Source organism: Maribacter sp. TH_r10, assembly GCF_033101095.1.
GTDB classification, from domain to species: domain Bacteria; phylum Bacteroidota; class Bacteroidia; order Flavobacteriales; family Flavobacteriaceae; genus Maribacter_A; species Maribacter_A luteus.
This window is the reverse complement of sequence record NZ_JAWMPY010000002.1, coordinates 19,512-41,445: the sequence shown is the minus strand read 5'-3', so window position 1 is coordinate 41,445 and position 21,934 is coordinate 19,512. Positions and strand designations below refer to the sequence as shown.

Sequence of the window (21,934 nt, the reverse complement as noted above, 5' to 3'; positions counted from 1 at the left end):
ATTAAATCTTCAAATCGACCCCAACCGTACTTTCCAAAGTCATAAATGCCTTGTAAAATTCCGATTTCTGGGCCTCTAGAGCCATTTTAGCTTGGTTTATCATTTGTAATAATCTCGTATAATCGGTTACGTTCATTATTCCGTCGGCAAATTCCCTTTCAGCCCTTACAGTCTGGGCTTTATAGGTGTCTACGATTGAGTTGTTTATAAAAAGTAATCGGTAAAACTTAATGAGTTCGTTATACTGCTCGGTTACCTGAAGCCGTAATTCATTCTCGGCTTGCTGTTGTTCATATTTAAAAGTTTCCGCCTCCAGTTTGGTGTTCTTTACCATCCTTTTTCTATTCAGTATGGCACTGAGCGGCATTTTTACAGACGCCCCGACACTGTATCTGTTCTGTTCAGAAGTAAAAAGGGTCTGGCTTGATGGGTCACCACCTATTTGAGAGTTACTCAAGTTGTCGTAAATACCATAGCCATAGCCGGCATCCAAACTTATATACTCCAACCAAGAGCGTTTTTCAAGTGCCACCTTACCTTCTCCCAGTTCTTTGGCAGAATCAAAGGATTTTAAGTATGGGTTGTTCTCCCTAGCCCAAGAAATGAGCGAGTCTAACGGAGGTAACTTTTGTGCTATATCATTTTCTTCCAGTCCTGCTTCAAGGAAATCGGTAACCGACTGCCCGTAGTTTTGGTGGGATAGAAAAAGAACTATTAAAAACAATAGGGTTCTTTTGTACATCTTAAACATTTTCTTTTTGAAAAACAGCCTTAAAAGTTCGTAAAACGATCCACATATCGATCATGAACGCTTTATTGCTATGGGAATATTCAACATACTTAATATCTAATTGTTTGCGTTCCTCTGGAGACATTTTAGAGGAACGGCCACGGGCCTCAACTTGCCAAAGACCTGTAATACCGGCAGGACCATTAAAACGTTCGGTCCATTCATCGGTCGTAAGCATTTCAGCTTCATACAAAGGCAATGGCCTGTTACCTACGATAGACATATCACCTTTTAGCACATTGATCAATTGTGGCAATTCATCAATACTCAATTTTCTGATGATCTTGCCTACTTTCGTAATCCTAGGATCATTATCAAACTTTATAAAGGTACTCTTGGCGCTTTCCTTTTTCTTCTTATTATATTGATTTTCATCTATGCGATCATCATCCCCTATCAACATGGTACCACTGGCCTCTATTGTTTCCCTTTTATCAATGGCCTCTTTTTGAAGATCTACGGCATCTTCCCCATGTACATATTGATTCAAATGCTCAAACTCTTTAAGTCGTTTATCGGCATCTGGATACATGGAACGAAGTTTCAAAAAGTTAAAGATCTTGTATCCTGTGCCTACACGTTTCGATATGTAATACACCTTACCTTTGGACTCTAATCGTATGGCTATGATGAATATCAAAAGTAAAGGGGCCGCGCATATCAACGCTGTACCGGCAACCGCGATATCGAATACCCTTTTAAGAAACTTGGTCTTGTAAGGTTTCACTTCTTCTTTTGAGGTCAGGATCTTGTTTCTTTTTAAGTTGGACTTCAACTCGTTCAGAAATATAATTCGTCCCTTTAACCGTTCTAATTGCAAAGGTCTGGCGTAAAGGTCGTCTATACCCAATGCAAGTGCTTCCTGTCTAAGTTCATCGGTTTTTTCATCTTCCAAAAGAATAAAGGATATCCCCTTTTCTTCAAATTGCTGCTTAAAAGTCTTAAAAAATGATGCTCCCGTTTGTCCAGGTAGCTTTGCTTCGCATAATACTGCAGCAATTTTCAAATCACCCAATATCAACTTTGAAGCTGCTAGGGTGTTTTTAAAAGGAAGGACCTCTACCTTATCCTGGTCATCGGAAAAAGCAGTGACCACATCAGGATTACTTCCGATGTATACTATTTTTAGACACTCTTGGCTAACTTGCAACATCATTTACGGTTTCGTGTTTATTTATTTTCAATAAAAGTAGTCCTAGTACTACATTTTAAATAATTGTTGTTGTGTAAGACACTGTATTTGTTGTGAATACATACCCATTGCATTGTTCCTTTTACTAATAAAAGGGTACAAAGAACCTTTAGCTTTAAAAAGGAACCATACAACCAGTCTATGAGTTTTGTGGGAAAGGGTACGATAGATTTTAGTTTCGGTACTAATCGGAAGACCTTAAAATAAAATCAGTTTCAGGGTTCTGAAATTTATCTTTCTTGTAAATAAGGGCTTTAATTACGAACCAACAACTTTTCAACCCTTATTAAAAGTTCCTCCGGATTAAAGGGTTTTACCATATAATCATCAGCCCCAAGTTTTAAGCACTTTATACGATCGGAACTATTATCCCTACAACTTAATACAATGATAGGAATGTCGGTAAAAAAACCACTCTGCTTTAGCTGTGTAATCAACTCAAAACCGTCCATTACGGGCATTTCGAGATCGGTTATGATCAAATCCGGGATATTACCCTCTTGTAACCTTTCTAGGGCATCGAATCCGTTTTTCTGGGTTTCAACCGAAAATGATTGACCTAAAAATTGGGCTACCATATCACTTAAGGATTGCTTATCATCTACGACTAATATTTTCATAATTCGTTAAGGTTTAGTGTTTAATTGAATGCTCTTTATTTATAACTTTTAGTAATTGAGTACCACATCCTTATTTGCAGCTACATCTTGTTCAAGGTATTTTTCATTGCAAAAAGGGAATGGCTTACCGGGTTCCCTTGCAGGGGGTAGTGCGGTATACACCGTTGTCGCGATATATTTACTGGTACCGGAATTGTTCAAATCAATCGCAACTATACCATCATCACAACCAGCAACGGCCTTAAGGTCGGTACGATACCCTATTTTCAAAAAGGGTTCCCGTCTAAAGGCCAAACAGGCCGCACGGACGAACTTCATTCTTTTTAAAGGACCTTGTGACAATCGATACCTGAAATATTGGGTTTTTAGATAATTACGAAACCTCATCTTCGAAGAAAGCGTCATGCCATCCACATAGCTTATGGTATTTGAATAACACAGCACCAATTTACTTTCAAGGAAAAAAGGAAGAGCCATTTTATCTATATAATGCGGTTCATATAAGGTGTCAGGGTCCATTGTACAAACCACCTCTCCCCTAGCCACTTCCAAGCCTTTTTGTCTTGCGTGTGTAATACCCTGTCTTGTTTCCTTGATTACAAAGGCACCTAAATTCTTTAAGATTGAAAGGGTTTCATTATTCGCATTGTTGTCTATAAAAATAACTTCATACGGTAAAATGGTCTTAAGCTCCATTAAGGAAATGATATGGGCCAAAAGTGTATTCTCTGCCCTGAACACGGGAATGACAAGACTGACCATCGGTTTCTCCACTGCCGCCAAAAACTTGAAATAGGATACGAGTTTAATATAATCCTGATCACCTAGTTTAGAAGGTATTAGATTATAATATTTTTGGAACTTATTAAGCTTCATGGCCATTTTGGGTTATTAGATAAAACTGATAGATTTAATGGAGTTATTAATGATCACAGGTTCAAAGATTCTTTCACGTTGAAAATCTATTGAACATGTATATAAAAAGTATCCTAGTAAATCATATTTTAATAACGCCATATTCTTTATTTATTGTAAGGTTTTTCTTAATTCAATTATATTTCTCCGATAAAACGCAAATTAAATCGACCAAAAACCTATTTTTGGACTTTCCCATGTCAACCTGAAAAGCCATACTTTGGATAAATGATTAACAATCGTTGTCCCATAAGTCATTCACTAATGTCAATATTGCCTATCTACCCTTCAAAAATCGGTTAAACCTTAATTTAAATTTGACCGAGGGTGTTTAGTTGTTATTTTCTATAGATGAATGGTAGAACCCTGATGTTGAACAGAAAGGTATCTGAATAAAGACAAAACAGACTTCGCCTATAATAATGGGCTTAAGTAAAAAAATAAGTTGATTTTAAACGAATATGCCGAATACTCTATGCCTATTGAAAGTCCTATATTTAGAATAAAGCTATAGTAAATTTAACCGACGCATTAATTCAGGACGATTGGAACGGCTAATGGGGACAACATTCTTGGCAATCAGTACGCTATTGTCCTCAATATCGATTATTTTGGTGAAGTTGATTATGTAGGACCGGTGAATCTGCAAAAAGAGGTTATCAGGTAATTTTTCCTTGATCTTCTTCAAGGTCGTATGAACGCGATGTTCTTCTTTCTCGGTTTTAACTTTAATGTAATCACCTTCGGCCTCTATGACCAAAATCTCATTTAATCTTAATTTAATAAGACGCCTATCAATGTTGATATATAAATCGGAAGTAGGTTCAACCATTGCGGTTGAAACAGGTTTCTTTGAAAGGGACTTCTTTACTTTTTGAATGCATTTTTCAAAACGTTCAAAAGTTATGGGTTTCACCAAATAATCAACAATGAACTCATATTCATATGCTGCAATGGCAAATTCAGTATCTGAAGTAGTCAAGACAATTTTAGGTGGGTTCTTAAGTGTCTGAACAAAATCAATTCCCGTAAATCCAGGCATATGAATGTCTAAAAAAACGACATCAACCTCTTGTTGATTCAAGAATTTAATAGCCTCTATGGCATTGTCAAATTCTTGCAGAATATGCAATTCCGGAACCTTTGTACATAATTGCCCTACAATCGCACGGGCTGCAGTTTCGTCGTCAATGATTATACAGTTCATGGTCAAATACTTTCAATATAGGTATCTACGACCTGCAATATAGCCTTAAATGAAGAATCCATACCAGAATTTCCCTCTAAAAGTTCTTCTTCATAGCGCACAGCGAACCCATATGCCTCTTGCATACTTAAAATATTGAACTTATGTTTCATTTTATGCACGACCATTGCGGTTTCCTTAAATCTTTGGTTTTTCAGATGATCCATATACTCTTCCCTTTCCAAAGGGAATTCAGTTTTGATAATGCCGATAAACTTTTCCCTGAAGGCGACGTCACCTTCTGCCAATTCATCAATATAATTTAGGTTGGGCTTGTCGTTCATATCGTCTTCTTTAATGTAAAATAAAAAGTTGCACCCTGGTTTTCTTCAGATTCCATCCAAAGCTTACCATTATAGAAATCCACTATTTTCTTAGAAATAGCAAGACCTATGCCTATGGTATTACCATCGTTTTCCAATTTTTTGAACATTTCGAATATTCCTTCTTGATGGCGTTTCGCAATACCTTTTCCGTTATCCGATACTTTGAACTTCCAAAATTCCGGGTCTTCAATATATTCTATCCGTACCAGACCTTGTTCTTTATCTTTCGAAGCTGCTATTGCGTTTGTAATCAAATTCTTAAATAGCTGTTCTATCCTTGACTTTTCGAATGAAATCGTTGGAAATTCGTTCACATGCACAATCTGGATATTTTCCGGAATTTCAATATTTTCTTCAATTTCATTTAAAAGATCTTCAATTGCGAACGTAATTCGCTTTTCATCTGTTTTACCTAAAGTCGCATGGTATAAAATGCCGTTGATAAGCTTGTCCATTTTTTCAAGGTTCTGGGAAATCAAAGAACAATTCTCCTTACTTTCCTCGGAAAATTTCTCTTTTTCCTCTGCCTGAATCCAATTCATCAAAGCATTTATGTTCCGTATCGGTGATTTTAGATCATGGGAAACCATATGCGCATAATTGTTCAAGGATTCGTTTTGGATTTCCAAATTTTTCAACAACCTATCCTTTTCCGCTGTCATCCCGGCCATTTGGGCCGCTAACTTACTAATGTTCTTGGCAAGATGTTCTGCATTGAAATTTTCTTTGTCGTTTAAATCGGTAGAATTGCCATCATCCAAATAAATAGTAAGACTGCCGATGGCTTTCTCCAATGATGCAAGGATATTTTTTTGGCGAACTGCCTCTTTCTGCAATTGCTGGTTAGCCTCATATAATTCATTGGAACTAATAGTGGAAGCTCGCTGCATCATGGATAGCTTATCATCATAATTATCATATGACTTTTCTATGGCCTCTAAGAATACGCCCAACCCTGGATCTTGCACATAACTTTCCGGAAGGTATTTTCTCAATTGTCTTTTAAGCAAGGAATGCATTATTCGCTGAATAAGGTTAATGTCATGGTCTGGTTATGCAATCTACAAGAATTTCTTTCAAAAAAGGGTGCCATTTCACCATAGGAATAAAACCCGCCTACTATAGCTTTGTCCCCGATAGCTTCCCTAACTTCCTCAATTTCTTCTTCCGTACGTTGATCCATAACCAATTTTCTTCCGATACAGCTTACCAATAGGGCTAATTCTGGTGCAGTCTGTCGACCTTTCATAGCCAAATTTCCTGCACGTTTGGCACCATTGGCAATATCGTCTACCGATGATAACATCAATTGCACCTTAGACCCTTCTGGCACATCACCAGCCAGAATCATGGTATTGTCAGTTTCATTTATATTGAGTACCGTTCTTACAATAGGGTATTCATCTTCCAAAGTTTGAACACTTAATGGATAAAGCAGTGCCGATTTGGGCAGTTCTTTCGCCTTCTCCCCTAAATACATTTTATAAAGATCAAGTGCCGGTTTGCCGTCTAACTCATAAAGAACATTTCCTTCAGATTTTGTAATGATCCTCTCCGGACCAAAAGTTGCCCATCCACAATAGTTGGCACTGGACACTTCTAAACTTTCACCATAGAATCCTATGGCTATTACCTCCCCTTCCCTAGGGTTTTCATTATACGATGCCAAGGTTCGCTCAAAACGGTCATCATCCCCACAAAGACCACCTGAAAGACCAATGGACTTGGCTTTTGTTTTTTCCAGTCCTTTTATTAGTGCGCTTCCATTTACATTACTTCCTTCAGAAACAACGAATACATGTTTCAGGTCTTCTTGTGGAAAGGTTTCCATTAAGGCTTCCCCTAGTCGATCATCCTCATTGTTGAACTCGGTTACATTCTTCCTTTTTACCAAAAAAGTACTTTTCTCGAACTCAATGGCAGTTAACACCGCGGTTTCCTCCTGAACTTCATCTTTTACAATCTCCCCTGCGGTTGACCCAAAAACAATATGCCCTGAGGGAAAAAAATCCCTTACTTCTTCATAAATGGAAGGTTCTTCCAAAATATATCGATTACCGAATACGAATACCAACGGATTCTTTAATTCTGTTGGGTCAAATTGGAGTTCGAAGGGAGTATTGGCCTGTTTTATAGCTTGTTTTATGATCATCATCCAGGTTTTTTATTAGGTATCTAAATTCTTTTTTATGGTAAAATGGAATTGGGTGCCTTTCCCCAAGGTACTATCTACCCAAACTTTACCTTCATAACGATCTATTATTTTCTTTACAATGGATAGTCCTATTCCCGTTGATCTTTCGTTATCACCGATAGACTGGAATATATCGAAGATCTTCTTATGGTATTTTTCTGGAATTCCCACGCCATTATCCTTAATGGTGAATTTCCAGAAATCATTTTCATCAGTATATAGCACTTCTACAAGTCCTACTTCCTTTTCAATATGCACCACGGCGTTCCCAATGATATTCTGGAACAATTGATGCATTTTGGTCTTATCGGCCTTTATGGTCGGCAATACTTCGGGAACTGAAAGTTCTACATGTTCAGGAATGAAAATACTATCCTTGATCTCCGCTATTACTTCGTTGGTGTCTACATCCGTATTATCGAGTTCTGAGCTATTGGCGGTGGAATATTCCAGTATCCCATGAATAAGGCGATCCATAGATGCAATTTTTTCTTGCATTAACTCAAGGTTCTGTAGCCCACCTTCGTCGAGTTTATCCTTATAATCCTCAGTTAACCAGGTGGCCAAGGCACTTATACTTCGTAAAGGGGATTTCAGATCATGGGATACGATGTGGGCATATTCCTGAAGGTTCTGATTACTGGATTCCAATTCGCGAAGTAATTTTTCTTTTTGAAATTCCAGTAATTTTTGGTCGGTAATATCCAAATGGATACCTATTGACCCTACCACTATACCTGAATCATCGAATCTTGGAGCCCCACTGATAAGCCAATGTCGCAAACTTCCGTTCTTGTGCCTAACCGATACCTCATAAGAGTCAGTTTCGCCACGAAGTCGTTCCTTGTTCTTCTTCAAAATAAATTGCTCATCTTTGAATTGAGCCATTTCATTTACATTTTTACCCAGCAATTCTTCCTTGGAAAAACCGATCATATCGCAATAACTTTGGTTGACCATAAGAATAACATCATGGTTATCTACCTCTACCAGACCTAAGTTCATATTCGCAATGATACTGCTGTACTTTGCCCTTTGTGCCTCTAGGTTCTTTTTATAGTTCTTGCGAATCGTAACATCTTCATACGTCCATAAATGACCTTTATAATTGCCGTTGGTAAATATAGGGATGTAATCACGCTCCAATATTCGGCCGTCGCTCATTTCAACCTCATCGGCCATCGCGATTTCGCGATTTTCCAGAAGTTCATCAACACGTTCAACAAATTTTTCAGGATGCTTTAAGTGAATTTTGGTTTTCTTCGCCGAGGTATTGCTTTCTATACCTATCATTTGTTCCGGCGGTGTGGAAATATGGAAAAGATCGCAGAACATCTGATTCACTAAGGCTATCTTTCTATTTTCATCTTCTAAAAGTACCCCCGTATGCAAATTGGCTATTAAAGTAGCCAATCTATTCTCCGATGCTTTCAATTGCCGTTCGGCCTCCCGTTCTTTTGAAATATCCTCAATCAATGCCACCTGGTATTCCATATTACCATGAATATCGGTAACTGCACCTATTTGGACCTTTGCCAAGAAGGTTGATTTATCTTTCTTAAAAAATTCTTTCGTAACCGCAAATTTATCCAGTTTCCCCGCATAGAACCGCTCCCATAATATGGCAGTGGCCTGCTCGTCTTCGGGTCGTGAAATTTCAGGTATCGAAACTTGTTTCAGTTCACTCTCGGAATAACCTACCATTTCACAAAACGTGCTATTGGTCTTCACAATACGTCCATCAACACTTAGGACAATTCCCAATGGGGAATTCTCCACAATAACATCCAACTGCTTTTTTTGTTCGGAAAGCATTTGTTTGATCTCCATTTCCTGGCTAATATCCCTTAAAATACCTTGGGCAGCAATGGGTTTTCTTTCTTTATTGAAAATAAGGCAACAATTGATCTGCACCCATTTTTCCTCATTATTACGTGTAATGATCTTAGCCCTATAGTTTCTTAACACGCCCACTTCCATTAAAGAGCGCATGGATTCCGTGGTGTATTCCAAATAATCCCGATGTACAAATTCTGAAAGATTGACCAACTCTTTGGTGTGATCAAAACCAAGGAATTCCTTGGCAGATAGGTTCATGTTGATCACGTTATACTTAAGATCCATCACCACGTAAGGATCAATGATATTTATAAATTCCCCATCTAGTTCTGAAGTCCGCTCGTTTAAAAGACCTTCCAACTTATTGTTGGCCGACTTTAAATGATGCATAACATCATACAGCTCCTTCGATTTTTCCTCTAAGATTTTTTCCGCCTGTTTCCTTGCTTTCTTTTGCCTCTCAAGGGCCTTTTTCAGAAGGGCAACCTCTTTATTATCCATTCTGGGAAATGTCAAATTTCACTTCGGTACCATCTTCCTTCAGTAGTTCATAAGAAATCTGGGCACTACCGTTAAAATGCTCAAAGGCCTTTTCTATAAGACCTTGGGCCAATCGATATAACCCCCTAGAAGAAGAATAGATCATTGAAATGGTCGTATCGGTTTTTTCTAAAATCTTGAATGTAGGCAATTCGGCCTCAGGATATAATTTCTGGACATGCACATGAATATGGTCTTCTATCGAATATAAAAGGCCTAATGGAGAATTGTAACTCTGAATTACCTCCGGATGTGCATCTTTTAAACTTGTGAAAAGGTATCTACCAAAAGCATAAATCAAGTCTCCAGGTGGTAAATTTACTTGTTTGCTCAATTCTGTGATTAAGCTCACCATTTCATTAAAATCATAGGTGCCTACCGAAGTATAAATCCCCTCTGAGGGTAGATCAGCTTTTTCTATGATATCTTCCACTACCTCCAAGCCGAATTGGGTCTCGACCATTTCCAAAAACTCGGTAAATACAATTCCTTTCATTCCATTATTTTTTTTAAAAGTAAGAAAAGTAATACGAGTTGGTCAAAATTTGTTGTGAAATGCGCTTTTTTGTTAGGCTTTCACTAGTTCATTGATGTCCCAGTAACTAAGGACCTTATGAAGTTTGGACTCGTAATCTTCATATTTGAGAGGTTTTATTACATATCCTGCAATCCCTATTCGATAACATTCAAGTAAATCTGCCCTATTCTCCGAAGTTGTAAGAACTACTGTAGGAAGGTACTTTAATGTTTCATCCGCTTTTAGGATCGAAAGAAATTCGATACCACTCATTCTTGGCATATTCAAATCGAGCAGGATAATATCTGGCAAGCATTTACCCGATCTAAGATACTCTAAGGCCGCTTCCCCATTTTTGGCCTCTTTAACTTTATGTTTCAAGTGTAATTTTGAGATTGTTCGTTGCAACTTCATAATCTCAATTGTATCATCCTCAATAAGTAATATATCCATAGCGTAAGTAATGCATCAAAAATCGAAACTCCTAAATTAAACTTATAAAAAAGGCCGACTATAGGTGAAAAGCATTTAAGTGTCGACGAATGGTAATTTACTTCTGTTAAATGATTTGCCTAAATTATGGTTCACCTCATAAAAAAAGTAATTAAAAATTTGCATCATTTAAATGTAACCCCCTAGCTCTTGTAATTTATCGCCGGTTAAAGCCTTTAGATTTTTGGTGATTTTTTCAATAGGCCAGTCCCACCAACTTAGTTTCAATAATTTTTCGATTTCGGTTTCCGAGAAACGCTTACGGATCAACCTTGCAGGATTTCCCCCAACGATTGCGTACGGTTCAACATTTTTGGTGACCGTTGCATTACTCGCTATTATGGCCCCATCACCGATTTGCACACCCGGCAAAATCGTAGCCTTATAACCAATCCAGACATCATTGCCTATTACCGTATCACCTTTAGAGGGATAGGACTTACCATCCATGGCGTCTTTCCAATCCGCACCAAAGATGGCAAACGGGTAAGATGAGATGGCATCTGTCAAATGATTGGCACCGTTCATTATAAAGGTTACATCCGAAGCTATCATACAGAACTTACCGATCAACAATTTATCACCTACAAAATCAAAATGATACTTAACGTTCTTTTCAAAATTGTCAACATCCTCGAAATCATCATAATAAGTATAATCACCAACACTGATATTTGGGTTCTTAATACAGTTCTTCAAGAAGCAAAGGCGATTGTAACCTTCTAAAGGAAATGGTTTGTTTTTGTCTGGTATGCTCATAGAAAATATTTTGGTTGAATTATTTTATACTATAAGGGAAACGGCTTCTCAATTTAGTGAAATTGGAACAGGTCTGAACTTAGGTAGAACTAAACCTTTTCTTTATTTCTTTTTTAGGGTATCCATTTCTTTTTGGAAAAAAGTGGACAAACGATGACTACCATATCTTGGTGCAATGGCATCTTCGGCCATAAGGGTAAGGAAAAACTCGATAGGACCGTAAGTCTTTGAGGAAGTGAACGTTCGTAAGGCCCAAATAATCAATCGCCTTAACCAATGGGGCAAATGAATGATTTTAATGGGCTTGCCACAAGCTAAAAGGGCCATTTCGGCGACCTCATTGTGGGTCAGGATATCGGGTCCGCCGATATTGATCTCGTTATTTTCGTTTTCAATGGCATCCACACAGGCAATGGCCAGATCTTTCCCGTGAATGGGATTGAACTTTTGTTCCCCATTTCCAAAGAGATACACCTTTCCTTTTTGGGCCATCTCCAAAAAATCTTTCATATCGGAAAAAAAACCGTTGGGCCTTACGATCGTATACTGCAATCCCGAGGCTACCAGTTCATCTACAAAAGATTCCTTGGCTTCCATAATTTTAAGGTTTTTATGACGGTTTCCGTTCAAAACCGATATGTAAATGAACTTTCTTACCCCTGAGGCCATAGCTTCTTTCAATAAATTCACATTGGCCCGGTAATCAACATCCCAATAGGTCAATCCGTCTTTTTGCCGAGTGATGCCCACTGTTGAGATTACAGTATCCACTCCGCTAAATAGTCCTTTCAAAGTTTCTGGCTTGGTAACTTCCGCCTTTATTATCGTAGCCGATTCAGAGCTGAGTCCCTTTGCTTTTTTTGTATTTCGAACCAGTATCCTGGTTGGAATATTACGTATTTCAAGTTCTTTGGCAATATGCCTTCCGAGATACCCCGTAGCTCCTGCCAATAAGACTTTGGTTTTTATGTTATCTGCGTTCATTTTATGGTATGTATTTAATGGTATTACCATTGTCCATATTAAAATATCCTGACTCAAAACTATTCATCAAACAGCAATAGGTCGTTCCGAAATATGAAACCGAACCTCTTGGAGGGGCCATTTTTACTGTAACCAAAGTCCCTCTCCCATCCTTACCAGTGTGGCCAAATAATTGTTTCTTTTATAGGCCTTCTCCTTAAACTGCAAAAGTTTGTCCGCATCGAGCAAATATCCCTTAATAAAGACTTTTTCAGGATTGGCCAAGGTTTTTAAATGAATTAGAGGATTTTCGTTTGTAAGAACCATATTTGCCATTTTCCCAACTTCCAACGTGCCCGTATTCGAAAGTGACAAATAGATTTTTGATGGGTTTACCGTTGCTGTCCTAAGTGCTTCGTAATTGGTCAATCCTGCTTCGACATAGTACCCCAATTCTTCATGGATACCAAAACCAGGTATGGCATATGATATGCCCGAATCGGTACCCGCCACCAGAATGACCCCAGCATCATTCATCTGTTTTACGATTTTCAAATGTTGTTTATGCTGGTTCATAATTCGTTCTTCAACTAAGGAATCGTAGGATTTGGTGCTTGTCCAACGATTAAAATCGTCTTGTGAACCAACCTCTAAAAATGCCGGATTTATATAACCCAAAGTAGGTTCTTTAAACAAATCGGACTCCTTTTCCATGATTTCCGAAATCTTATGAAAAACGGTCAAAGTTGGGATATGACCCATTTTCCCCTGAACATAGGATTCAATGGTTTTTGTCAATAATACACTATCATTTTTAAATTTTAGCGCTTGCTGTATAACATCCTCGGTATGTTCTATGGTTTTTATCGGTCGTGAAAAATGATAACTATATGGTACTTCAAAACTTGGATGAGCGGCAATAGAGATATCTTGCCTTATGGCCTCTTCCTTTATTGCATCAAAGATATCCTTGGGCAAGCCAGCATAAGTTTTAATATAATCATAACCCTGTTCTTTGTACTTGCCCACCAACCGTCTACCTTCATTGGCATCCGCCACCTGTTTTTTATCAATGCCATGGTCTTCCGGCCCCGTAATTTTGGGACTTGCCGTAAAGAAAAGGGGGGCGAAAATCTCATTATTGACTACCCTTTTTTTCATTCTTAAATGAAATGGCATGCCCCACATATTCCTCACGGTTGTCACTCCTTTAGCCAAATACAGCCCAAGCTCATAGTAATCCCAAACATGTACATGCATATCTGCTAGACCGGGAGTTAAATATTTGCCGGATCCATCTATTTGAACCATTGAATCAGCATCAAGATTTGGGGCGATTTTAGAAATCAATCCATTTTCCACCAAAATATCTTGCTTGTACAAAACAGTATCACGGGTCATTGGAACCACATTCACGTTTTTGATTACGTAGGAGTCAGTCGTCTTCCCGATTTTCAAATACGATGTTTTCTTCTTATCTAAAATCAAGATAACCGAAATGGCCACAACCATTAATATTGTGAGACCTAACAGCAAAATCCCTACTCTTTTTAACCACTTCTTCATGATCGTTCGATTTAATATTTTAATTTATAAAAACGGATTGAATATGGATTAGTCAGCGGTTAGAAATTGGTTTATGGCAGCATCAATTTTTGAAATAATGTTATTATAATTTTGAACATTACCTGTAAAAGTAGCATCAATATTCGAGAGAAAAAGGTATCCTGAATTTCCATTTGCGGTTATTTCCAAATGTGTTGAGATTCCGAGACTATTGCCGCTATGCATTACTTTCCCTTCTTTTATATACCAAAATAACCCGTGATTGTCCGCAAAATCGTCAGGAACGATTCCACTCTCCAATTTGGCCTGAAAAAGGTTCATATAACCTGCCTCTGAAAACAAAGTTGAAGTAGCTCCTTTTACCCCTTTGGCCATATCCAAAAGGTACTTTCCCATATCTTCATTCGTGGAATATATACTTCCTTCAGGATAAGAATCATTGCCATAAACGGGCAATGGAGTTGTATCATCGATATACCTTACGGCCATCTCCGAAGTGTTCACTTCAGAAATATCATAGGTTGAATGGGTCATTTCCAAAGGCAATAAAATATTTTCCTGAACATAATCCTTGAAGGACTGTCCTGTAACGGATTCAATGATAATTCCTGTCAATCCCGTTGCCAAGTTAGAATAGGCCCACGTTGTGCCCGGCTCGGTATTCGCAAAATTATCAGAACTGTAGAGCTCTCCATCTTCTAAAAAATACTCGGACAGGATATCAGAAAGATCATACGCTTCACGTTGTTCAATACCGATATTATCAATTAACGTTCGCGCTCCAACGGTTGAAATATCCTCTCCCGGCAAAATGTAGTAGTTATTGGCCAAATACACTTCCGGCATGTCCAAAAGTCCTGAGGTATGGGTCACCAAATGTTTTATTCTTATAATCGCATTCGGCTGTTTGGGGTTTATTACAGTAAAGGGAAGCAGTTCATTTATATCTGTTTCCATGGTAAAATATCCTTGTTCTATGGCTTTTGCCACCGCAGCACCCACAAAAGTCTTACTTATTGAAGCTATTGAATTTACGGTTTTATTTGTATAAGGTACCTGATCCGCAATATTGGCAAAACCGAAAGCTTCTTGATACACCATAGCATCATTCTTAACAATACTGATGGCAAAACCAAGAGCATTTTCCTGGCTTACCACTTCTTTAAGATAGGCGGTAAGCTCATCGGCTGAAGTAATTCTCGATGGTTCTTGCAAAATGTTTGTACCATTGTCATCATCGGTACAAGAGGTCAATAAAAATATCGATAAGATAGTTGTGATTATGAATTTAATCAATGTTGTCATGATTTGTCTGTTTTTGCCCCGAACCTTTCTGATTTCCTGAAACGGCCAGGGCTTTTTGATTTTGATGATTAATGATAAGCTTAATAACCGTATTTCCTGTATTGTGCCCAGCGGACACGCTTGCTATCCCTGAAATTGGAGAATATCAAATGTTTTCTTGATACGGTCGATGTTTCTTTTCTAAATAGTTTCATGATGATGTTTTTTAATTGATTATTGAATGATGCAAATATTGAATGAAATACGACGCTGGTCGTTCGGATTTATGAATCAGTACTTTTTTTAAAGGGTTTAGACCGAACTCCTTTGATCAACAAAAAGAGACAAAGTGAAAACTCCCCCAAATCTGCAGGTAGCGTTATCCATGCCGATAATTCATTGCCAATATCCGGAAGTATGAAATACACGAGAAAATCCAATAGATAACCCATGCATCCCATCATTAGTGAAACCCCGATAATCCTTGGGAAAAGCTCTGATCTATAGACCAAACACCCTAATGGTAACAACCATAACCCAAAGAATAATTGTGCAATATGATAACCTATATTATGTAGGCCCAAATAGAACAAAACCTGACTTTGCAAATGTTCGGAACCTTCCCCCACTCCTTTAAGAAATAATAGCGGTGCATAATGGTTTTGCATATTTGAACACATTATGGCCACGGCAACGGCAACGCTCAAAACCATTATAAATGCCATCCATTTATGGGTATTCCTTAGAATACGATACAATACCAAAGGCAGAAGAAAGTACGCCAATTGCATCATTAAGTCGCTTACGAACCCTAAACGGTACAAAAATTCATTTTGGGTGATGTTTTCAATGGTTTTTACCCCATTTGCCATATCCACGAGGGTAGCCCTTACATACTTTTCGGCGAAAATACCACATAGAATCACTACGAGATACAATACACCGGCTACCCTTGCTTTTGTTTTGATTGATTTCATGATGAATAAACCCCTTAATTTTAGTTGTTTTCCGAAGCAAATGGTCGATTATCCACATCTTGCCATAAAGCCATATCCTTTTTCCTAGCCTTGGCCAAGGGATTGTTTTTCCACTTTTTTGCAAGAAGGATGTTCATATTAAAATATCGGTTGTAGATATCCGAACCATTGCCCATATCGACCATACCATAGTGGTAGCGTAGATCAAGAAGCAAGCGGGATTTCTTCAATTGTATCTCATACCCCAAACCAAACTGTATACCGGCATCCCACCTACTATACTGGCTTTCATCAGAACCAAAATCCATCATTACTTTACTGTCTGGTAATTCCCCATTGGCTTTTGCTTTTACATGTCCTCCCAAATTATAACTTGCGACCGGACCTGCGTTCACATAAAAATCGCACAGGTGCAAACGTGCCAAAACCGGTAGATCGATCGTGTTGAAACGAATACGGGTTTCTTGACCGGTAAGTGGATTGTTTTTTTCCAACTTTGCACCCTTCATCACAAAATACAATTCAGGAACAACGGAAAAATAGTCGGTAACCCCTAGTTGAAGGGATGCTCCAGCTTGTAGGCCCCAATACCCTTTTTTGAAATCCTTTACGGTTTTATTATTATCACCAAAGTCCATTGTAGTCGGTGTGTAGTTGATGACCACATCTAAATAGGTCTCTTGGGCGATTGCATTTATGGCCATAAGGCCAAGGGTAAAACATAATACTAATTGCTTTCTCATCTTGTTCGATTATTTTAAGATTAATGATGGGACAAAGATGAAATTGAAGCATAGACCAAACGCCCGAACTTATGAATCGGAACTTCTTAAATGGGATTTGGAACTTTTTTGGATTCTTTGGGAAAAGATGTTTAAGAGTTGGCCTTGACCCACTGTTTCGGGGTCATGCCCGTTTCTTTTTTAAAGAAGGTATTAAAGACAGTCTTTGAATTAAAACCACTATCATAGGCCAAACCGAGTAATGTAATGTTCTTGTTTTGGGGGGCAACGGCCAATTTTTGAAATTCCTTGATTCTGTACTGATTTATAAAATCATTGAAATTCTTTCCCATATGATTGTTCAACAACCAAGAAAGTTTATTCGGGTGTAAATCTATATCCCCTGCCAATTGTTTTAAACTAAGATCAGGGTCGGTAAAAAGTTTATCCTCATTCATAGTTACTTCAATCGCCTCGGCATAACATTTAAGCTGTTCCGCGGTAAAAGGAGAAGGAGCCTCCGATTTTTTGGAACTTGAAACGAATTCGGGCAAATAGTGGGATTTAAATACGGAATCCTCTATTTCCCGATATTTATTGTAATTACGTAAGGGTTCTAAAAAGGGATCATTTCTAAAATTGAACAACTGCCCCGACCTTTCGTCTATTTTACTTTCAAGTATGTTCAATGCCTTTTCATGGTTTCCCCGGCACACTTCAAGGTATAAATCCCACGCACGTAAGTTCATCTCCTGTGAGCTTTTACTCTCGGCGAGTATCTCCGCATCGGTTACCTCAAAAAATTCATCCTTAGACATTAGGTTATAAATGCCCATATACGTTTTGGGCCTTTCTAAGCGAGGGGTTTCTTGAATAAATTTCCATAATCCTTCCTTTTCCTTGTCCAATATGAAGGCTGCCGCTTTCATTTCCAAGGCCAAGGGTAACATCGGGTTTATAGATAAGGCTTTATCAAAAAATGATATGGCCTTTTTGTAATCTTTTTTAAAATACACCATATTCCCCTTGGTAAAATGGAGATTTGCCGATAAGGGGTTAATTCGCAGTGCTATTTCATTATTTGCAAGGGCATCTTCAATTCTTCCCATACCGGAATAGCAATCGGCCAAAGCATCTCGAACTTCAGAAAAATTAGGGTTCAATTCTATTGATCTTTTCAGATGGTCATAAGCATCCTTATAATTCCAATATCCCCAAAAACTTATCGTAGCCTTAACATAATGACCAATGGCCGAATCCTGATTCAATTGTAAGCCAATATCAATATGTCTATTGGCTTCCTTTAGCCCTTCTTTCCTATCCCAATACCCCCAACTTGCCAACATTCCTATACACCAACCTTTTTCCAGATGCGCATCGGCGTAAGCGGAATCCAGCGCTATACTTTGATCTAAATAGGTAATGGCATCTTTTACATCCTTCGAATTCCATCGCATTCGAAGTTCACGGGCCTTGAGTAAGAGTTTATATGCTTCAATATTCTTAGTTGGGGCATCCACTAAATGTTCCTGTACGTCAAAATGACCAAAATTCTCCCTTATCTTATCTGCTATCAATAAGCTTATTTCGTCCTGTAATTCAAAAATATCTGAAAGGTTACGATCAAAACTCTCTGACCATATATGAAAACCGGTATCTGTTCTAATCAATTGGGCCGTAATACGAACCCTGTCATTTATAATGCGGACACTCCCGTCCAAAAGCGTTTCCACACACAGTTCATTTCCAATTTGACGGGCATCCAACGGTTTATTCTTATAGTAGAATGAGGAAGTACGGGCAGTTACTTTCAACTCCGTTATTTTGGTCAACGCGTTAATGATCTCCTCAGAAATTCCGTCAGCAAAATATTCGTTTTCCTGCTTTCCTATGTTAAGGAAAGGCAGTACTGCGATGGACTTTGAATTAAAAGAGGTTTTCATAAGTCTGAATAGGGTTGCTTTCCCGGGGGAGAAAATTTGATTTAAAAATACCAAAATTCATGAAAAAACAAAGCTAGTTAAAATATAGAACCATTATATGATCTTCAGAACTTTCACCAGCCAACCCTCCACTAATTTGCAATCGAAAGCAACTTATTTAGAAAAATAAAAATCATGGAAACAACTGAAATAATAAAGAAGATTGAAGCATATGAAATTAAAATAGAAGAAAGCCTGACTTTGAACAAGGCCATCTTAAAAACGATTCAACTTGAGAAATCGGAAAAGAAGATTAGATCAATACTCGTCTACCGAACTATCGACCTTTTTTTGTTTGCGTTCTTAACCCTTTATTTAGGCAATTATGTTGTAACACATTGGAGTGAAACACATTTGGCGATTAGTGCTATCATAGTAAGTGTATTCGTTTTAATAGCCTTAGCAGGGAGCATTGGGCAAGTGGCGTTATTACAGCAAATTGATTTTTCAAAACCTTTAGTGGATATCAGAAAAAAAATAGAATTGGTAAACACCCAAAATATATTGTTCATTAAACTAATTTTACTTTCGATTCCTTTATGGTGGTCCTTTTCTCTTTTGTCCCTAGATGTTTTCCTTGGGTTTGACCTTTATACCCATTTAAATGACGTTTTCATAAGTTGGTATTTAATTTGTAATACGGCGTTGGTAATACCTATTATATGGTCATTCAATAAGTTGACCTATAAAAACACACATATTGGGTGGGTTCGAAAAACAATCGGATTATTTTCTGGAACAAAAACCAGAAAAGCCACGGGGTACTTGAACGAAATTGAGGATCTTGAGGTTTTAACCCATTTATAGTGGTCACATGTATTAAGGGTATTCCAATTTTTTAAATTCCAAAACTGAAAATGCACCCGATTATACCAAATAGTGAATATCTTTGGGTAAACTTTCGGTATCTTGAAAGAAGAATTTATCAAGAAATTAACGACGAACGATTTTGTTCAGATTATGGGGGAAGAACCCCAATCCGAACAACTTCATGTATCCATAACTGAAGGAATTACCCAAATACCCATAAACTACCCTTTCCGAACTGCTGATTTTCATCTTATACATGTAGCAAAAGGTGTTTTTAAATTATCGATCAATCTAATTATATATACCTTAAAAAAGAATGAATCTATCGGAATCGACCCAAAATCCGTTATCCAGATTCTTGAAATCAGTAACGACCTAAAAGTATTCAATATTAATTTCACAACGCAGTTCATTTTCGATAATTTTTTCAATAAAGCCAGAGTTGATGCCTTTGGATATTTTACCCACAACAATGTGCCAAAGCTACAATTCACCAAACAAGAAGGTAAGGTTTTAAGAATGTTGGTCAAAATGCTAAAATTCTACAATCAACAGGAAAACAGTGCCTTTCAAGAAGATCTTATTCGCAGTACTTTTGGTGTTATTGTCTATAACTATGCCGAGAAATTCAAAAAGGAATACCCCAATCTTAAAGCAGAGCTAACTAGGCAAGAAGAATTGGTTTTACGTTTTTGGAATGTTCTTCAAGAAAATGTGAAAACGGATCGTAAAGTTCAATTTTATGCCGATGTACTTAATGTGACCACAGGCCATCTTTCGAAAATCTTAAAAGAGGTTACCGGCAAAACGGCCTCACAATTGATCGATGCGGCAGTAATTCTGGAAGCTCGGTTACTTTTGGTCGACCCCAAATTTTCTATTGCCCAAATTGCAGAAGAACTACAGTTTCCCGATCAATCCTTTTTTGGGAAATACTTTAAGAAACATGTTGGCCTGTCCCCTTCTGCCTATCGAAAAGAAAACAGAAAATAGACCAATATTTCATTTAAATATTACATTTTATACATCAATAGAAGTCCAAATAATCGATTTTGACCAATTTATGCTTTCTTAACACCTATTTAATTACTTCAAATAGTTTCAATTTTGTGCCTTAATTTTTCAATAAATCACAAAGCTCTAAACTAAAAAAGTAATTTTAAAATGAAAGTCCATCACTTATTTTTTATAATAACGGCACTTATATTATGCAGCTGTTCTGAAAAGAAAGAAGAAGTAAAAGAACAAAAAGCTCATAAAGTTGAAGTCACAAAAATAGCTTCGAACCTTGAAAATGAGACCTTGCACTATAGCGGAACCATAGAAGCCGACAATACGGTTTCTTTAGGATTTTCAGTTGCCGGAAGGGTCGCGGATATTTATGTCCAGGAAGGACAGAAAGTAAAAAAAGGCCAACTACTCGCCACAATCGATGACACATCGTATAAAAATGCCTATGACATAGCCGATGCCGGACTTGAACTTGCCAATGACAATTATAAACGCTTAAATGAACTTTATACAAAAGGTAGCTTACCCGAACGGGATTATATTGCCGTAAAGGTAGGTGTGGCCCAGGCCAATGCCAATAAGAACATGGCTGCCAAAAATTTATCGGACACGAGATTATATGCCCCTTTTTCTGGAATGATTACAGCAAAACTTACCGAAATAGGTGCTACGGCCGCCCCAGGAGTGCCAGCTTTTACAGTAATGAAAACCGATAAGGTGTACGCAAAGGCATCTATTAGCGAATCGGAAATCTCAAAATTGAAAGTAGGTTCGGAGGCCTTGGTCGAAATTCCTTCAATGAACAAAACCTTTAAAGGAAATGTCGCCATCGTTAACCATAGTGCCGATGCACTCACAAGGACCTTCAACGTAAAGGTTAGATTGAACAATACTGAAAACCTTCTGCTTCCCGGAATGATTTCGGCCATCAAAATAAATACCGATAACCCTAAAGAGGTTATCAGCATACCCGTGCAGACGATTGTACGTGATGTAAATGATATCACCTACGCCTATATCGTTGAAAATAACAAGGCGATCAAAAAACGCGTAGACACGGGTAACTTCAAGGGAAACGAGGTAATAATCACTGAAGGTCTATCTGTAGGTGACCTATTGATTTCTAAAGGATATACCTCTGTAAAAGATGGTCAGAAAGTAACCTTCTAATTCAAGCAAAGTAATCGTA

21 protein-coding genes are annotated in these 21,934 nt (G+C 37.8%); 3 read left to right on the top strand and 18 right to left on the bottom strand.

All coding sequences use genetic code 11. From position 1 onward, the window contains the following. Position 1: 1 nt before the first annotated feature. The 18 genes from R3X28_RS05545 to R3X28_RS05460 all read right to left on the bottom strand — a co-directional run bounded on the left by R3X28_RS05545 (position 2) and on the right by R3X28_RS05460 (position 18,885). A complete protein-coding gene (locus R3X28_RS05545) occupies positions 2-742 on the bottom strand; it encodes a TolC family protein (protein WP_179955181.1) in 741 nt (246 codons plus the stop codon). A gap of 1 nt (position 743) precedes the next feature. Beyond that, positions 744-1,946 (bottom strand): sugar transferase, encoded by a 1,203-nt coding sequence (locus R3X28_RS05540; protein ID WP_317663132.1) that lies wholly within the window; start codon positions 1,944-1,946, stop codon positions 744-746. A 290-nt stretch (positions 1,947-2,236) separates the two neighbouring features. Continuing rightward, a complete protein-coding gene (locus R3X28_RS05535) occupies positions 2,237-2,602 on the bottom strand; it encodes a response regulator transcription factor (RefSeq protein ID WP_154369984.1) in 366 nt (121 codons plus the stop codon). Positions 2,603-2,650: 48 nt separating this feature from the next. Then, positions 2,651-3,478: a glycosyltransferase family 2 protein gene (locus tag R3X28_RS05530; RefSeq protein ID WP_317663129.1), complete on the bottom strand. Its 828-nt coding sequence runs from the start codon at positions 3,476-3,478 to the stop codon at positions 2,651-2,653. 547 nt (positions 3,479-4,025) lie between these two features. After that, positions 4,026-4,724 carry a LytTR family DNA-binding domain-containing protein gene (locus R3X28_RS05525; RefSeq protein WP_317663127.1) on the bottom strand — a complete coding sequence of 233 codons (699 nt, stop codon included), beginning with the start codon at positions 4,722-4,724 and terminating at the stop codon, positions 4,026-4,028. Between the two features lie 2 nt (positions 4,725-4,726). Next, the gene (locus R3X28_RS05520; protein ID WP_154369991.1) at positions 4,727-5,047 is read right to left on the bottom strand and encodes an Hpt domain-containing protein; all 321 of its coding nucleotides are present in this window, start codon (positions 5,045-5,047) and stop codon (positions 4,727-4,729) included. Beyond that, complete coding sequence (locus R3X28_RS05515; RefSeq protein WP_317663124.1) at positions 5,044-6,108, bottom strand: HAMP domain-containing sensor histidine kinase; 1,065 nt, start codon at positions 6,106-6,108, stop codon at positions 5,044-5,046. Before R3X28_RS05515 ends, R3X28_RS05520 begins: the two co-directional genes overlap by 4 nt. Next, the gene (locus tag R3X28_RS05510; RefSeq protein WP_317664078.1) at positions 6,108-7,241 is read right to left on the bottom strand and encodes an FIST signal transduction protein; all 1,134 of its coding nucleotides are present in this window, start codon (positions 7,239-7,241) and stop codon (positions 6,108-6,110) included. Before R3X28_RS05510 ends, R3X28_RS05515 begins: the two co-directional genes overlap by 1 nt. 15 nt (positions 7,242-7,256) lie before the next feature. Continuing rightward, on the bottom strand, positions 7,257-9,623 hold the full coding sequence (locus tag R3X28_RS05505; protein WP_317663122.1) for a PAS domain S-box protein: 2,367 nt from the start codon (positions 9,621-9,623) through the stop codon (positions 7,257-7,259). Next, on the bottom strand, positions 9,616-10,158 hold the full coding sequence (locus R3X28_RS05500; protein ID WP_154369997.1) for a heme NO-binding domain-containing protein: 543 nt from the start codon (positions 10,156-10,158) through the stop codon (positions 9,616-9,618). Before R3X28_RS05500 ends, R3X28_RS05505 begins: the two co-directional genes overlap by 8 nt. Positions 10,159-10,230: 72 nt before the next feature. After that, on the bottom strand, positions 10,231-10,632 hold the full coding sequence (locus R3X28_RS05495; protein WP_154370000.1) for a response regulator: 402 nt from the start codon (positions 10,630-10,632) through the stop codon (positions 10,231-10,233). A 168-nt stretch (positions 10,633-10,800) separates the two neighbouring features. Then, positions 10,801-11,430, bottom strand: coding sequence for a CatB-related O-acetyltransferase (locus R3X28_RS05490; RefSeq protein ID WP_317663119.1), 630 nt, complete (start codon positions 11,428-11,430; stop codon positions 10,801-10,803). A gap of 102 nt (positions 11,431-11,532) precedes the next feature. Beyond that, positions 11,533-12,414, bottom strand: coding sequence for an SDR family oxidoreductase (locus tag R3X28_RS05485; protein ID WP_317663117.1), 882 nt, complete (start codon positions 12,412-12,414; stop codon positions 11,533-11,535). A gap of 123 nt (positions 12,415-12,537) precedes the next feature. After that, on the bottom strand, positions 12,538-13,959 hold the full coding sequence (locus R3X28_RS05480) for an amidohydrolase family protein (protein ID WP_317663115.1): 1,422 nt from the start codon (positions 13,957-13,959) through the stop codon (positions 12,538-12,540). 48 nt (positions 13,960-14,007) lie between these two features. Beyond that, positions 14,008-15,264 carry a serine hydrolase domain-containing protein gene (locus R3X28_RS05475; RefSeq protein ID WP_317663113.1) on the bottom strand — a complete coding sequence of 419 codons (1,257 nt, stop codon included), beginning with the start codon at positions 15,262-15,264 and terminating at the stop codon, positions 14,008-14,010. 263 nt (positions 15,265-15,527) lie between these two features. Then, positions 15,528-16,220, bottom strand: a complete 693-nt coding sequence (locus R3X28_RS05470) for a DUF4386 domain-containing protein (protein WP_317663111.1) — start codon at positions 16,218-16,220, stop codon at positions 15,528-15,530. A gap of 20 nt (positions 16,221-16,240) precedes the next feature. After that, positions 16,241-16,963 (bottom strand): porin family protein, encoded by a 723-nt coding sequence (locus R3X28_RS05465; protein ID WP_154370014.1) that lies wholly within the window; start codon positions 16,961-16,963, stop codon positions 16,241-16,243. Positions 16,964-17,094: 131 nt separating this feature from the next. Beyond that, positions 17,095-18,885 carry a helix-turn-helix domain-containing protein gene (locus tag R3X28_RS05460; protein WP_317663107.1) on the bottom strand — a complete coding sequence of 597 codons (1,791 nt, stop codon included), beginning with the start codon at positions 18,883-18,885 and terminating at the stop codon, positions 17,095-17,097. A gap of 174 nt (positions 18,886-19,059) precedes the next feature. On the opposite strand from R3X28_RS05460, the gene R3X28_RS05455 reads away from it, so the two are divergent. The 3 genes from R3X28_RS05455 (at position 19,060) to R3X28_RS05445 (ending at position 21,915) form a co-directional block, all read left to right on the top strand. Further along, complete coding sequence (locus R3X28_RS05455) at positions 19,060-19,731, top strand: hypothetical protein (RefSeq protein WP_317663105.1); 672 nt, start codon at positions 19,060-19,062, stop codon at positions 19,729-19,731. 102 nt (positions 19,732-19,833) lie between these two features. Beyond that, the gene (locus R3X28_RS05450; RefSeq protein WP_317663103.1) at positions 19,834-20,727 is read left to right on the top strand and encodes a helix-turn-helix domain-containing protein; all 894 of its coding nucleotides are present in this window, start codon (positions 19,834-19,836) and stop codon (positions 20,725-20,727) included. A gap of 171 nt (positions 20,728-20,898) precedes the next feature. Then, on the top strand, positions 20,899-21,915 hold the full coding sequence (locus R3X28_RS05445; RefSeq protein WP_317663101.1) for an efflux RND transporter periplasmic adaptor subunit: 1,017 nt from the start codon (positions 20,899-20,901) through the stop codon (positions 21,913-21,915). The last annotated feature ends 19 nt before the right edge of the window (positions 21,916-21,934 follow it).

Coding starts and splice junctions, on each gene's coding strand:
- R3X28_RS05480 (WP_317663115.1), bottom strand. CDS start 13,959: ATGAAGAAGTGGTTAAAAAGAGTAGGGATTTTGCTGTTAGGTCTCACA.
- R3X28_RS05465 (WP_154370014.1), bottom strand. CDS start 16,963: ATGAGAAAGCAATTAGTATTATGTTTTACCCTTGGCCTTATGGCCATA.
- R3X28_RS05510 (WP_317664078.1), bottom strand. CDS start 7,241: ATGATCATAAAACAAGCTATAAAACAGGCCAATACTCCCTTCGAACTC.
- R3X28_RS05495 (WP_154370000.1), bottom strand. CDS start 10,632: ATGGATATATTACTTATTGAGGATGATACAATTGAGATTATGAAGTTG.
- R3X28_RS05455 (WP_317663105.1), top strand. CDS start 19,060: ATGGAAACAACTGAAATAATAAAGAAGATTGAAGCATATGAAATTAAA.
- R3X28_RS05545 (WP_179955181.1), bottom strand. CDS start 742: ATGTACAAAAGAACCCTATTGTTTTTAATAGTTCTTTTTCTATCCCAC.
- R3X28_RS05520 (WP_154369991.1), bottom strand. CDS start 5,047: ATGAACGACAAGCCCAACCTAAATTATATTGATGAATTGGCAGAAGGT.
- R3X28_RS05460 (WP_317663107.1), bottom strand. CDS start 18,885: ATGAAAACCTCTTTTAATTCAAAGTCCATCGCAGTACTGCCTTTCCTT.
- R3X28_RS05525 (WP_317663127.1), bottom strand. CDS start 4,724: ATGAACTGTATAATCATTGACGACGAAACTGCAGCCCGTGCGATTGTA.
- R3X28_RS05470 (WP_317663111.1), bottom strand. CDS start 16,220: ATGAAATCAATCAAAACAAAAGCAAGGGTAGCCGGTGTATTGTATCTC.
- R3X28_RS05535 (WP_154369984.1), bottom strand. CDS start 2,602: ATGAAAATATTAGTCGTAGATGATAAGCAATCCTTAAGTGATATGGTA.
- R3X28_RS05485 (WP_317663117.1), bottom strand. CDS start 12,414: ATGAACGCAGATAACATAAAAACCAAAGTCTTATTGGCAGGAGCTACG.
- R3X28_RS05490 (WP_317663119.1), bottom strand. CDS start 11,430: ATGAGCATACCAGACAAAAACAAACCATTTCCTTTAGAAGGTTACAAT.
- R3X28_RS05515 (WP_317663124.1), bottom strand. CDS start 6,108: ATGCATTCCTTGCTTAAAAGACAATTGAGAAAATACCTTCCGGAAAGT.
- R3X28_RS05505 (WP_317663122.1), bottom strand. CDS start 9,623: ATGGATAATAAAGAGGTTGCCCTTCTGAAAAAGGCCCTTGAGAGGCAA.
- R3X28_RS05530 (WP_317663129.1), bottom strand. CDS start 3,478: ATGAAGCTTAATAAGTTCCAAAAATATTATAATCTAATACCTTCTAAA.
- R3X28_RS05445 (WP_317663101.1), top strand. CDS start 20,899: ATGAAAGTCCATCACTTATTTTTTATAATAACGGCACTTATATTATGC.
- R3X28_RS05475 (WP_317663113.1), bottom strand. CDS start 15,264: ATGACAACATTGATTAAATTCATAATCACAACTATCTTATCGATATTT.
- R3X28_RS05540 (WP_317663132.1), bottom strand. CDS start 1,946: ATGATGTTGCAAGTTAGCCAAGAGTGTCTAAAAATAGTATACATCGGA.
- R3X28_RS05500 (WP_154369997.1), bottom strand. CDS start 10,158: ATGAAAGGAATTGTATTTACCGAGTTTTTGGAAATGGTCGAGACCCAA.